Origin of the sequence: Streptococcus sp. HMSC072G04 (genome assembly GCF_001813295.1) — a bacterium.
In the GTDB taxonomy this organism is placed as follows: Bacteria; Bacillota; Bacilli; order Lactobacillales; family Streptococcaceae; genus Streptococcus.
In genome coordinates, this window is record NZ_KV812046.1 from 53,440 (window position 1) to 64,791 (window position 11,352).

Here is an 11,352-nt window from a genome sequence, read left to right on the forward strand (position 1 = left end):
AAGCTGATGAAATCAGCGTAGTAGAGCCCACTCAACCACTGCGTCTTGCTCGACAATCCAAAAATAATTGAGAGGCTAGGACTTTTGTCCCAGCCTCTTTTCTGTTTATTTGCGATCGTCCTATTTTGATTCTTCATTTCGCTTCAGACTAAAATGGTCTGGTAAGGGGTCTGGTCCTGCTTTGGTTCCAGGATGGCAACGTAGAATCCTTGCGATCCCCATCAAGACACCTTTCACACCAAAACGTTCAATCGCTTGGATCATATAATTGGAACAGGTCGGTTGAAAGCGACAAGAAGGCGGAAATAGGGGAGAGATCCATTTTTGATAGCCTCTGACCAGCGCAATCAGGATTGTTTTCATGCTTTTTTAGATTTAGTCACTGCTAGATTGTGCAGCTGGCTGATTTCTTTTTTATTCAAGCGACGGTATTCACCCGGACGTAGTCCTGAGACGTCCAAATTCCCAAACTGGGTCCGGGAGAGTTTATCCACTAAAAGTCCCACCGCTTCAAACATCTTTTTAACCTGGTGGTTACGCCCTTCATGAATGGTCAACTGAACCACTGAACGGTTCTTTTCGACATCCACTTTTAAGATCTCGTAAGTTGCTGGCTTGGTTTTCTTTCCATCAATGGTCACCCCTCGCGTCAAGGGACGCAAGTTTTCCTTATTGGCAATCCCTTTGACACGCGCCACATAGACCTTATCAATTTCATTTCGCGGGTGAATCATCTCATCTGTAAAATCACCATCATTGGTCAAAATCAAGACACCAGATGTATCCCAGTCCAAACGTCCCACTGGGTAGATGCGCTCTGGTACTTGAGATAAAAGGTCAACGACTGTTGTCCGCCCTTTATCATCCGATACACTAGAGATGACGCCACGTGGCTTATTTAAAAGATAGTAGACCTTTTCTTCGTTATAGATTGGAGTCCCTTCTACTTCAACCTGATCGCCAGTTTTAATGATGGTCGCTAATTCACGCACAACTTGGCCATTGACTGTCACCAAGCCTTGCTTGATCAGTTCTTCGGCCTTGCGACGACTAGCTACGCCTGCATGGGCAATATATTTGTTAATTCTCATCTAGTTCCTCTGTTCTCTCTGAAAATAATTGACCTTCCTCTGGATCGATGTCCACTTCCTCAACCTTTGGCAATTCCTCCAAATGATTGATCCCCATATAATCCAAAAAATACTCCGTCGTGACATACAAATTAGGACGCCCGAGGACTTCTTTTTTTCCATCTTCACGGATCAGATCAAATGAAAGTAGTTTGGTAATAGCACCACTGGAATTGACGCCTCGAATATCATCGACCTCCACGCGGGTGATCGGTTGCTTATAAGCAATGATTGACAAGGTTTCAAGGGCAGCCCGAGACAAACTTTGGTTCATAGGCGTTCTAGAATAGTCTCGTAAAACCGAAGCGTAGTCTGCCTTTGTCACCAATTTATAACGGGAAGCTGTCTCCATCAAACACAGACTCGTATCTGTATCCTCCTGGTATTTTTGGGCCAATTTTTCTAAACTTTGCACCACACCTGTTGGGGGTAAAGAGAGAAGATCTGCGATTTGTCTGGCAGTAATTCCTTCTTCACCCGCTACAAATAAGAGTGCTTCAATTTCAGCTAATTTGCTCATGTTCAATCCTATTTAAGTAAATTTCTCCAAAAGCCCTATCCTGTACCACTGTGACCTCTTGAATCTTGATCAATTCAAGGGTTGCAAGAAATAGGGTAATGACCTCTTGGAGATCAGCTGCTTCTAGAAACAAGTCCTGCAAGAGAACTTGTGAGCGATCGTGGAATCGGTGACGCAGCTGGTCCATCAGATCCTCAATCTTGTATTCATCCTTTACAATGGTTGTATGGTTCTGGCGGAATTCTTCTTTTTTCTTGGTCAATAGTTTTGAGAAAGCCAAGAAGAGATCCACCGTGGTGCGATCATGAAGTAATTCGGTATCGTCATAGACCAATTCCATCTTCGGTTTTGAATAATAGAGGGCGCGCTCCTCATGCTGCGAGGCCATCAACTCTCCTAATTGCTTGTAAGTACGGTACTCTTCCAATTGAGAAAGGAGGTCCTGCTCTAGATCCTCTGCTTCATCCATCTCCTCTACGACCTTAGGAAGAAGTCTTCGACTCTTGATCAGGGTTAATTGACTAGCCATCAGCATGTATTCCCCTGCTACCTCTAGTTTCATAGCCTGGAGAGTCGCCAGATAAGCCAGATACTGTTCGATCACCTCAATCAAGGGGACCTCATAGATATCCATCTGGTATTTAGAGACCAAGTGGAGCAAGAGGTCCAGAGGCCCTTCAAAATCTTTAATTTTAATATCCATTATTTATATTTTTCTAATGTCACCATGGTTTTTAGCCCCAATTCACGCGCAATACTAAAGAGATCCACACCGAGTTCACGTTGTTTCAAAATATACTGCTCACGAATCGATTGCGCCGAAAGGTCTTGGTTGCCTTTTTCGATCAAGAAGGCTTCTAATTGCCGGAATCCCCACTGACGGGAGTATGATTTTCCTTTATTATCAAAGAGATAGACACCATCGAGGAAGAGTTGCAACTCATCCAGTAAAGGATCTGGAACTTTTAAAACCCGTTTTTGGCCATTTTTGCCCACTCGAATGACATGAAAGTCCAGCTGAATATCTTCGACCTTGACTTGGAGGATCTCACTTGGCAATAAGCCCATCTCCAGAATCAACAAGGCCATCAAGCGTCCCTGAGGGTTGATTGATTCTTCCCAAAAATGGGTCAGATCCAACAATTCACGATCATGGGTCTTGGCCGGTTGAATTTTAGGCAAGACCAAACGATGGTATTCAGAAATAAAGCGTTCTTGATACAAATAATATAAAAATTGGTTAACAGCGGATAATTTTCGTTTTTGAACCGCCGGTTTAAAATCTTTAATCGAAGCTTGGTAAATTCTCAAATTCGTCGGTGTCACTTTTCCATGAATTGATTCAACAAATTGGTCCAAATCATAGAAATAGGCTGACTGAGAATTTTCACTTAGTTCTTTTTGATCAATAAAACTTGCAATAAATTCTTTCATTTTGGAATCATCTCGTATTCATTTGAAAAATTATGCATTAGCGAATTGATGGCTTTGAGAATCGATTTCCGCGTAATAATCCCTTGGAAATAACCTTCTTCATCCACCACTGATAAGAAGGAGTCATCCACCAACTTGTGAAGGACTTCTGTCAAATTGAAGTCTAAGCCGATGACCCCGACCTCCTTCTTTGCAACGTCTACGATATCCATCGAAGCAAAAGTCTCCTCAGGAATCTCGTGTTTCAATTGATAAGATAGAATATCCGTTAGGGAGATCGTCCCCACAAACTTGCGTTCATCCGTCACTACCGGAATACGACTATAGCTAATCTGGCTCAACAGCAAGACCGCATGGTCTACATTGTGGGTATCAATTAAGACCGCTAAATTTTTGGCAGGAGTTAAGAACGTCTCTTCCTGCGCCAGCAAGAAACGTTCAAATTCCTTTGCTATCATCTGCTAAACTCCTTTGTCAATTCAGGGTACAATTCATGATCTCGCGTATAATACTCTACCTTGAAGTTCGAATCGGTAATCTCTATCTTGGCATACAAACATTCGCGAATCAGACCACGAGGTTGGCTAACGGATCCAGGATTCACAAAGAGGGTTCTTCCTTCCTTCCAAGCATCTGGGATATGAAGGTGGCCGTAAAGACAGATATCTGCTTCCTCCTCTTGGGCCCACAGATCCAATTTTTGAAAACTAAAATTGATCTGGAAGAGATGTCCGTGGGTCTGGATGATCCGTGTTGGCCCTAGTTGGGTCACCAAGCGTTCCGGATAGCCATCATAAAAATCCATATTTCCTTGGACAACGTGGATCCCTTCCCAGATAGGATCATCACTTTTTAGTTCAGAATCCCCATTGTGAAAGATCCCATCGACCTGGCCTAGGTATTTTTCTTTAATAGCTTCAACAATGGAGCGGTCTCCATGCGAGTCACTCATAACGATGATTGTTTGCTTTGCCATGATGGAAATACCTCCAATAACTTTTTAACAGCTAAAGCACGATGTGATTGTGTATTTTTTTCTTCAAGCGTTAATTCAGCAGCAGCACGGCCCGTTTCCCCAACTAAGAAGAGAGGGTCATAGCCAAAGCCGTGTTCCCCTTTGGGCTCAAAATTAATATACCCTGGCCAATCTGCTTCCACCACTAGGCTTTCCTTACCTGGTCTTGCGACCACCAAGGTCGTATGGAACTGGGCTGAGCGATCTTTCAAGTCAAAGACCATGGCCAATTCGTGCAACAATTTCGCATTATTCTCTGCATCTGTCGCACCAACTCCCGCAAAGCGAGCTGACCAAACCCCTGGTAAGCCACCCAAGATATCTACCTTCAAACCTGAATCATCCGCTAAGACTGTTTTCCCAGTTAGCTCTGCGATCGTTTCAGCTTTTAGGCGGGCATTCTCTTCAAAGGTTAGACCTGTTTCTTCGACTTCTGGAAGCTCTGGGTATTGATTGAGATTTTCCACTTCAAAGCCCAGCTTTTCAAACATATTACGGAATTCTTTGGTTTTTCCCTCATTTCGAGTCGCAATAAGAATCGTATCTTTGACCTTGTCTTGACCCAAGAAGGCTTCTAAATCCACCCCATCACTTGGTAAATGTAAATAGAGCAATTTCCCTTTTTCAACCAAGAGCAAGGCTCCTTGACGCTGTACGATCTCAAAAGCTCTTCCCTTGACTTCATTCAAGATTTCAGTCAAAAAGGTCAGAAAACGAAAGGCTGAACCATAGCGCATCACCGATAGATTGAGAGGGAATCCTTCAGGATCCTTGGCAAAGAAAAGTTCCAGCTGATCTAACAGAGTGGAAGCTTCCGTAGGCACTTGACTAAATTGGTTGTAGTCTGCATCTTCCCCCCATTGGGCAATATACCAATCCTGGGGATCTTTGTATTCAAATAGTTTGTCACTCATAAATTTACATGCTCCACATTCACTGAACGTTCTAGCCATTTTTCGGCAATCGCTGCAAAGCTATTGGCATTTGCAGTTGTATAAAAGCGGTGGGTCTGCTCTAAGAGTTCGCGACTCTTATTAAGCTCAAAATAGTTTAATAAGACGGAGATATCCCGAACACACTCTGCCCCACTATCAATCAATTTGACATCCGGTCCCATAACATTTTGAATGATCGGTTTTAAAAGGGGATAATGGGTGCATCCCAAGACTAAAGTATCAACCTTTCCAACTAGTGGTTTTAGGGTTTCGTAAACCACCTTTTTGGTCACACTGGATGCCAACTCGTTTGATTCCACTAAAGGAACAAACTTGGGACAAGCTAAACTGCTGACTTCCATGTCTGGTGCTAGACTTTGAATCTTCTCTTTATAAATTCCAGAAGAAACCGTCATCGGTGTCCCAATGACCCCAATTTTTTGATGGGTCGTCGATTTAATGGCTGCAGAAGCTCCAGGCAAGATCACTCCCAAAACGGGAATATCAAGTTTCTCCTTGACTTCTTCCCAAACAACTGCCGTCGCTGTATTACAGGCTAAGACAATCATCTTGACATTTTTGGTCAGAAGGAAGTTCACCATCTGCCAAGTATACTCGCGAATTTGGTCTGCTGGTCTAGGACCATAAGGTGCACGCGCTGAATCTCCAATATAGACGACATCTTCGTGAGGAAGCTGACGGAGCAATTCGCGGACAACAGTCAGGCCCCCTACTCCAGAATCTAAAAAACCAATCGGTCGGTTATCCATATCTCTTCCTTCCAAAAGGAGGGACTAAGAAATTCCTCCAAGCCCCTCTCATTTATTATCGTGAGATTGCCCCACTCTTATTTTTTCTTGTTTTTCGCCATTGCTGATTTTTGTTGGTTCACAATTTGGCGATAGACTTGTTGAACTTTTGCTTCGCTTGGACGTTGGCCACTGGCACCTAAAAGCGTACGGACTGCTTCAACATTCAAACGTGGGTTTGATGCAAATTCTTTTTCAAATTGACGACGAAGCAAGAACATTCCTGCAACCATCCCACCAAAGAAAGCTAAAATAATCAACAAAATTCCTAAAAAGAGATTCATACAATTTTCTCCGATCCATTATTTTTACATAACTATCATTATATCAGACAATCGCTTATTTTTCAATGTCAAAGCCGTAGAGTGTCGCAAGATAATCTTCTGGTTTTTCTGCTCGACGAATCAAACGGGCCTGCCCATCTTCTTGAAGCAAAACTTCTGCCGAACGTAACTTGGCATTGTACTGATACCCCATTGAAAATCCATGGGCTCCCGTGTCATGGATCACGAGCAAATCTCCAATCTCCGTCACGTGTAGTTCTCGTTGTTTCGCAAATTTATCGTTATTTTCACAGAGACTTCCCACGACATCGACCACTTCAGTTGGTCCATCTGGACGATCCATATTGGTGATATGGTGATAAGCACCGTACATAGCCGGTCTAAGAAGGTTCACAGCTGAAGCATCGACGCCCACATAGGTCCGGTAGGTTTTCTTTTTATGAGTGACTCTGGTTACCAGGAGGCCGTGTGCAGCCAGCATAAAGCGACCAAGCTCGGTATAGATTTTCACATGACCAAGTCCTGCCGGTTTGAGAATCTCATCAAAAACGCGATGCACACCTTCCCCAATAATGGCAATATCATTTGGTTCTTGTTCTGGCTTGTAATTGACCCCAACTCCACCAGAGAGGTTGATGAAGCCCAAGTGGACACCTGCTTTCTCGACGACTTCCACTGCCAATTCAAAAAGTTGACGCGCCAGCTCTGGATAGTAGTCGTTGGATACAGTATTAGAAGCTAATAAAGCATGAATGCCAAACTCTTCCACACCTAGTTCTTTCAACTCGATAAAGGCTTGGATCAATTGCTCCTTGGTCATTCCAAACTTGGCTTCTTCAGGATTGTCCATAATATCGGTTCCCAGTTCAAAAACTCCACCAGGATTATAGCGGCAAGAAATAACCTTGGGGATGCTGGTCACAGACTTCAAGAAAGCAATGTCTTCATAGGCGTCCAGATTGATCGTTGCCCCTAAATCTCTCGCATAGACAAATTCATCAGCTGGCGTGTTGTTAGAAGAAAACATGATTTCTTTTCCACTAAAGCCCAGTTTATCTGCCATTAATAATTCTACGTAGCTGGCCGTGTCGACACCACATCCCTCTTCTTGCAAAATTTTTAGGATCGATGGGTTAGGAGTCGCCTTGATGGCAAAGTACTCCTTAAATCCTTCATTCCAAGCAAAAGCTTGATGGAGGTCACGAGCCGTTTCACGAATTCCTGCTTCATCATAGAGATGGAAAGGGGTAGGAAATTCTTGGGTCAGACTTTCTAATTGTTCACGGGTTACAAAAGGTGTTTTCATAAGCGCTCATTTCTATTCTTTAGTCACTATTAGTATAGCACAAGTCGGAAGACAAAAAAAGCCGAGGCAACTGCCCCAGCTCAAGCTCTCTTTGATTAGTCGTTTCTTCCGAAGATACGAAGAAGGCTGATAAAGAGGTTGATAAAGTCAAGATAAAGTTCCAAAGCCATTGCTACTGCCCAACCTGTAGCAGGTTGACCATTTGTTTGATCATAGACATAGCGAATCTTTTGGTTATCCCAAGCTGTCAATCCTGCAAAGAGGAATACAGAGATGATACTCAAGATATAGTCCATTCCAGAACTTCTCAAGAACATGTTCACAACAGAAGCGATGATCACACCGATCAAGACTCCCATCAAGGCACGTCCCATTCCAGACAGGTCCTTTTTCACGACGCGTCCGATAGCTCCCATGACAATAAACATCAAGGCACTGACCAAGAAAGCCTTATAGACAGTTGCTTGCATGTAGCGAGCAATGATAAAGCTCAACGTAAAGCCATTCAAAGCTGAGTAGATCAAGAAGATCGGAAGAGCAGACGGGCTATTTTTAACAGCCTTCCCACTTGCAACAAAGACCAAGATCAATTCTACAACCACTGCTGCATAGTAAACCATGGGTGCTTTTGTCAAGATTTGAACGAAGAAATCTTGAAAGACCGTCATCATAAGACCAGAGACAAGGGCTGAAATCCCAACACCGATCCCCACTAATGAGTAGATTTTGTTATAAAAAGCATTCAATCCACTTTGTTCTTGGATTACTGAATCATTATACATATAAACAAGTTCCTTTCAAATTTGTTTACTACGATTTTAACATTTTTCGATGAAAAAATCTCCTTTTAGCCATCTTTTTACGCCATGGTTCTGAAGCTTCTTTAACAGCCCAGTATTTATCCACCATGGTCACTACGAAGGATTCTTTGTAGCGAGGCGGGGCAAGGGTAGCACCCCACATATGTTTAATAATGATGTCTTCTTCCTTGGCATTGAGATCTGTGATCTTTCGTGCATTTCTCACGGCAATGCGGGGATGGATCCAGGCGTGACTTTTCGTAAACTTGGTCTCGCGCCAATCATAATAAAAGAGGTCATGCAAGAGGCCACCCCGAGCCGTACTTTTAGCATCCCAACCAAATTTTTTAGCCAGTTTATAACTGGTATAGCTAACATGAATGGAATGCTCCAAACGATTGGAATGAATATGGTGGGGAATGTCAGCTAATTTTTGAACCTTAGGATGCTGGATCAGATGGCCTACATAGGTCATGTATTCTTTGTCACGATGATATTGCATAAGATAACCACCTTTCGTTGATAAGCTCTCCCAAAAAGATCTCCCTCAACTTCTTCTTACAGGTTAAGTATACTTCTTTTTCTCAAAATTTCCTTAAAGAAAACATCAAAATTCCTGCTGCCACTGCAACATTCAAACTCTCGGCCCGACCTGGCATGGGAATATGAACCAGCTGGTCTGCTTGTGCCGCCATTTCCTGGCTGATGCCATTTCCTTCATTGCCCATAACCAGGATAAACTGATCGGTCTGAGGAAGCTGACGGTAGTCAATGGAAGCTTCTGAAAGCGTCGTTGCGAGAACTGCTAGATGAGAGTGCGCAGCTCGTTCCAATAGTTCTTCTCGATCCAGTTTCCAGATAGGGATATGGAAATGACTGCCCTGCATGGATCGAAGGGTCTTGAGACTGTATAGATCTGCGCTGGCTTTCGAAAGCATGACGCCATCAAAGCCTGCTGCATCTGCTGTTCGAATCATAGTCCCTACATTGCCAGGATCCTGTACATCCTCCAAATAGAGGAAGCGCCCTTGTAGCTGATCCGGAAGTTCTGGCTGCTCTAGAAGAATCTCTGCGACAATCCCTTGCGGAGTCTTCGAATCTGCCAAGAGACTTAAGATCTCCGGAGTCACGATGGTGACTTTTTGGATGTCCTCTACCCGGTCTAAATAGGCTTCTAAAACAAAGACCTGCCGAATCTTCGCTTGATTTTCTACTGCCTCTTCAAACAGATGCCAGCCTTCAATGAGATAAGAATCTGTCCGGTATTTTTTTTGATGTAATTTTTTAGCATTTTTGATTACATTATTGGATTTAGACGTTATAATATTCATAGAACTATTATAGCACAAAGAAAAAGAAGAAATCATGCCTCAGATAGATTTCTTCAAGTCAAGGAGGTCGCACATGCAAAAGGTAAAAATGATTGCCCAAGGACGGGTTCAAGGGGTTGGCTTTCGCTGGGGAGTGTACAGTCTTGCTTTAGAGATCGGTGGGATCACTGGCCGTGTCTGGAATAATGACGACGGAACGGTTGGCATTCTGGCCCAGGCAGAGTCTAGTAGCCAAATGGCCAAATTCATCCAAGAAATTCGCAAAGGTCCTACACCTTTTGCGCATGTGACTTATTTAGATGTAACGCTCGCAAACTTTGAAAACTATACAGACTTCAAAATTGCAAATTAAGACTAGAGAACTATTGTGTATTTTCAAAAAAAACAGTAGAATAGAAAGGTAACATTAAAAAAAAGAAGGAACTATTTGTGAAAAAAAATAAACTTGCATTACTTGCATCGATGGGACTAGCTTCGCTTGTCTTCTTGTCAGGATGCGTGAGTGTCGATCGAAAAACTGGAAATCCGACTGGATTGATCTGGAATCTTCTTGGCCGTCCGATGGGCGAAGCCATCAAATTCTTTGCCAACAACCTTGGCTTGGGCTTTGGGATCGGGATTATTATCGTCACCTTGATCGTGCGGTTAATCATCTTGCCACTTGGTTTGTACCAATCATGGAAGGCAACCTACCAATCTGAAAAGATGAACTACTTAAAACCTATCCTTGGGCCAATCCAAGAGCGCATGAAGAACGCTAGCACACAAGAAGAAAAGCTATTGGCGCAACAGGAATTAATGGCTGCTCAACGTGAAAATGGAGTTAGCATGTTTGGTGGAGTTGGGTGTTTGCCACTCTTGATCCAAATGCCATTCTTCTCTGCTCTCTTCTTTGCAGCTCAACACACCAAAGGGGTAGCAGATAGTAGCTTCCTTGGCATTGCTCTTGGAAAACCAAGCTTGCTCTTGACAGCGATCGTAGCGGTTCTCTACTATATCCAAAGTATGCTTTCTCTTCATGGAATTGAAGATGAAACCCAAAAGGAAAGCATGCGCAAAGCATCACTGATGAGTCCGATTATGATCGGTGTCTTCTCATTGATCTCTTCAGCCGGAGTGACTCTTTACTGGGTAGTCGGTGGGGTGATCCAAATTATCCAACAATTTGTCATCAACTACTTGATTCGTCCAAATCTTCGCAAACGCGTCGCTGAGGAATACAAAAACAATCCTCCAAAAGCGACTAGTCACCGCGTGAAAAAAGATGTCACACCAACTGCGACGACACAAATCCAACACAAACCAAAAAACAACCGCAATGCAGGAAAACAACGCAATAGAAAGTAGTACAAACTACTAAATTCTAGCGAAAATAGAGCAGCACTTGAACCCAAGGGTTCAAGTGCTTTTTTGATACCGTTCAGTTAGTCAACGTAGAATTTTCACCCTCACAAGGAGATTAAGAGCACAAAAAAATAGGCCCTCTTGGAGAGCCTGCTTTAAGACCGTTTTTACCTAAGTAATGTTAAAAAATAAAATGATATAAACTATTAGGTTCATACAGCAGATACTGAAACTTTCCGCCGTGAGAAAAGTGCTTGAAACATAATTGTTTCAGGCACTAGGGGAGTTTTGAAAGTAAAACAGTTCGGGGAACTGTTTTAGCCTGAGCCTAAAAATTGAAAAGCGAAGGGGTTCAAAACTAATTGAACACGGGCTGCGAATCGTGTCGAAAAGATAAGTCTTCCTAGAATCTAAAGATTCTGCGTCAAACTTCCTATTTTGACT

At 43.0% G+C, this 11,352-nt stretch carries 16 protein-coding genes; 2 read left to right on the plus strand and 14 right to left on the minus strand.

The window, feature by feature from the left end:
- Positions 1-120: 120 nt before the first annotated feature.
- The 14 genes from yidD to HMPREF2904_RS10275 form a co-directional block, all read right to left on the minus strand.
- Positions 121-363, minus strand: a complete 243-nt coding sequence (gene yidD, locus HMPREF2904_RS10210) for a membrane protein insertion efficiency factor YidD (protein WP_049486129.1) — start codon at positions 361-363, stop codon at positions 121-123.
- Positions 360-1,091: a pseudouridine synthase gene (locus HMPREF2904_RS10215; protein ID WP_003005375.1), complete on the minus strand. Its 732-nt coding sequence runs from the start codon at positions 1,089-1,091 to the stop codon at positions 360-362. Before HMPREF2904_RS10215 ends, yidD begins: the two co-directional genes overlap by 4 nt.
- Positions 1,081-1,650: an SMC-Scp complex subunit ScpB gene (gene scpB / locus HMPREF2904_RS10220; RefSeq protein ID WP_003017403.1), complete on the minus strand. Its 570-nt coding sequence runs from the start codon at positions 1,648-1,650 to the stop codon at positions 1,081-1,083. Before scpB ends, HMPREF2904_RS10215 begins: the two co-directional genes overlap by 11 nt.
- Positions 1,634-2,353, minus strand: a complete 720-nt coding sequence (locus HMPREF2904_RS10225) for a segregation/condensation protein A (protein ID WP_070662547.1) — start codon at positions 2,351-2,353, stop codon at positions 1,634-1,636. Before HMPREF2904_RS10225 ends, scpB begins: the two co-directional genes overlap by 17 nt.
- Positions 2,353-3,084 carry a site-specific tyrosine recombinase XerD gene (gene xerD, locus HMPREF2904_RS10230; RefSeq protein ID WP_070662550.1) on the minus strand — a complete coding sequence of 244 codons (732 nt, stop codon included), beginning with the start codon at positions 3,082-3,084 and terminating at the stop codon, positions 2,353-2,355. Before xerD ends, HMPREF2904_RS10225 begins: the two co-directional genes overlap by 1 nt.
- Positions 3,081-3,542: a cyclic-di-AMP-binding protein CbpB gene (cbpB, locus tag HMPREF2904_RS10235; RefSeq protein ID WP_003008353.1), complete on the minus strand. Its 462-nt coding sequence runs from the start codon at positions 3,540-3,542 to the stop codon at positions 3,081-3,083. Before cbpB ends, xerD begins: the two co-directional genes overlap by 4 nt.
- Positions 3,539-4,060 (minus strand): metallophosphoesterase, encoded by a 522-nt coding sequence (locus HMPREF2904_RS10240; RefSeq protein WP_070662553.1) that lies wholly within the window; start codon positions 4,058-4,060, stop codon positions 3,539-3,541. Before HMPREF2904_RS10240 ends, cbpB begins: the two co-directional genes overlap by 4 nt.
- Positions 4,033-5,013 carry a nucleoside-triphosphate diphosphatase gene (locus tag HMPREF2904_RS10245; protein ID WP_070662556.1) on the minus strand — a complete coding sequence of 327 codons (981 nt, stop codon included), beginning with the start codon at positions 5,011-5,013 and terminating at the stop codon, positions 4,033-4,035. The genes HMPREF2904_RS10240 and HMPREF2904_RS10245 overlap by 28 nt, the downstream gene beginning before the upstream one ends.
- Complete coding sequence (racE, locus tag HMPREF2904_RS10250; protein WP_003008361.1) at positions 5,010-5,804, minus strand: glutamate racemase; 795 nt, start codon at positions 5,802-5,804, stop codon at positions 5,010-5,012. Before racE ends, HMPREF2904_RS10245 begins: the two co-directional genes overlap by 4 nt.
- A gap of 77 nt (positions 5,805-5,881) precedes the next feature.
- Positions 5,882-6,127: a YneF family protein gene (locus HMPREF2904_RS10255; protein ID WP_003005109.1), complete on the minus strand. Its 246-nt coding sequence runs from the start codon at positions 6,125-6,127 to the stop codon at positions 5,882-5,884.
- A gap of 55 nt (positions 6,128-6,182) precedes the next feature.
- The gene (locus tag HMPREF2904_RS10260; RefSeq protein ID WP_070662558.1) at positions 6,183-7,433 is read right to left on the minus strand and encodes a diaminopimelate decarboxylase; all 1,251 of its coding nucleotides are present in this window, start codon (positions 7,431-7,433) and stop codon (positions 6,183-6,185) included.
- 95 nt (positions 7,434-7,528) lie between these two features.
- Positions 7,529-8,215, minus strand: coding sequence for a Bax inhibitor-1/YccA family protein (locus HMPREF2904_RS10265; protein WP_070662561.1), 687 nt, complete (start codon positions 8,213-8,215; stop codon positions 7,529-7,531).
- Positions 8,216-8,243: 28 nt separating this feature from the next.
- On the minus strand, positions 8,244-8,735 hold the full coding sequence (locus HMPREF2904_RS10270; protein ID WP_003005617.1) for an HDIG domain-containing metalloprotein: 492 nt from the start codon (positions 8,733-8,735) through the stop codon (positions 8,244-8,246).
- An 82-nt stretch (positions 8,736-8,817) separates the two neighbouring features.
- Entirely contained in the window at positions 8,818-9,564 is a 747-nt protein-coding gene (locus HMPREF2904_RS10275) for a TrmH family RNA methyltransferase (RefSeq protein WP_070662797.1), read from the minus strand.
- 73 nt (positions 9,565-9,637) lie between these two features.
- Between HMPREF2904_RS10275 and HMPREF2904_RS10280 the strand changes: the two genes are divergently transcribed.
- Positions 9,638-9,916: an acylphosphatase gene (locus tag HMPREF2904_RS10280; RefSeq protein WP_023918900.1), complete on the plus strand. Its 279-nt coding sequence runs from the start codon at positions 9,638-9,640 to the stop codon at positions 9,914-9,916.
- A 77-nt stretch (positions 9,917-9,993) separates the two neighbouring features.
- Entirely contained in the window at positions 9,994-10,911 is a 918-nt protein-coding gene (yidC, locus tag HMPREF2904_RS10285) for a membrane protein insertase YidC (protein WP_003008377.1), read from the plus strand.
- The last annotated feature ends 441 nt before the right edge of the window (positions 10,912-11,352 follow it).

Bases quoted from the DNA above. Each gene is read 5' to 3' on its own strand.
- HMPREF2904_RS10240 (WP_070662553.1), bottom strand. From the start codon at position 4,060: ATGGCAAAGCAAACAATCATCGTTATGAGTGACTCGCATGGAGACCGC.
- HMPREF2904_RS10255 (WP_003005109.1), bottom strand. From the start codon at position 6,127: ATGAATCTCTTTTTAGGAATTTTGTTGATTATTTTAGCTTTCTTTGGT.
- HMPREF2904_RS10260 (WP_070662558.1), bottom strand. From the start codon at position 7,433: ATGAAAACACCTTTTGTAACCCGTGAACAATTAGAAAGTCTGACCCAA.
- HMPREF2904_RS10275 (WP_070662797.1), bottom strand. From the start codon at position 9,564: ATGAATATTATAACGTCTAAATCCAATAATGTAATCAAAAATGCTAAA.
- xerD (WP_070662550.1), bottom strand. From the start codon at position 3,084: ATGAAAGAATTTATTGCAAGTTTTATTGATCAAAAAGAACTAAGTGAA.
- HMPREF2904_RS10245 (WP_070662556.1), bottom strand. From the start codon at position 5,013: ATGAGTGACAAACTATTTGAATACAAAGATCCCCAGGATTGGTATATT.
- HMPREF2904_RS10265 (WP_070662561.1), bottom strand. From the start codon at position 8,215: ATGTATAATGATTCAGTAATCCAAGAACAAAGTGGATTGAATGCTTTT.
- scpB (WP_003017403.1), bottom strand. From the start codon at position 1,650: ATGAGCAAATTAGCTGAAATTGAAGCACTCTTATTTGTAGCGGGTGAA.
- HMPREF2904_RS10270 (WP_003005617.1), bottom strand. From the start codon at position 8,735: ATGCAATATCATCGTGACAAAGAATACATGACCTATGTAGGCCATCTG.
- racE (WP_003008361.1), bottom strand. From the start codon at position 5,804: ATGGATAACCGACCGATTGGTTTTTTAGATTCTGGAGTAGGGGGCCTG.
- HMPREF2904_RS10215 (WP_003005375.1), bottom strand. From the start codon at position 1,091: ATGAGAATTAACAAATATATTGCCCATGCAGGCGTAGCTAGTCGTCGC.
- HMPREF2904_RS10225 (WP_070662547.1), bottom strand. From the start codon at position 2,353: ATGGATATTAAAATTAAAGATTTTGAAGGGCCTCTGGACCTCTTGCTC.
- cbpB (WP_003008353.1), bottom strand. From the start codon at position 3,542: ATGATAGCAAAGGAATTTGAACGTTTCTTGCTGGCGCAGGAAGAGACG.
- yidD (WP_049486129.1), bottom strand. From the start codon at position 363: ATGAAAACAATCCTGATTGCGCTGGTCAGAGGCTATCAAAAATGGATC.
- HMPREF2904_RS10280 (WP_023918900.1), top strand. From the start codon at position 9,638: ATGCAAAAGGTAAAAATGATTGCCCAAGGACGGGTTCAAGGGGTTGGC.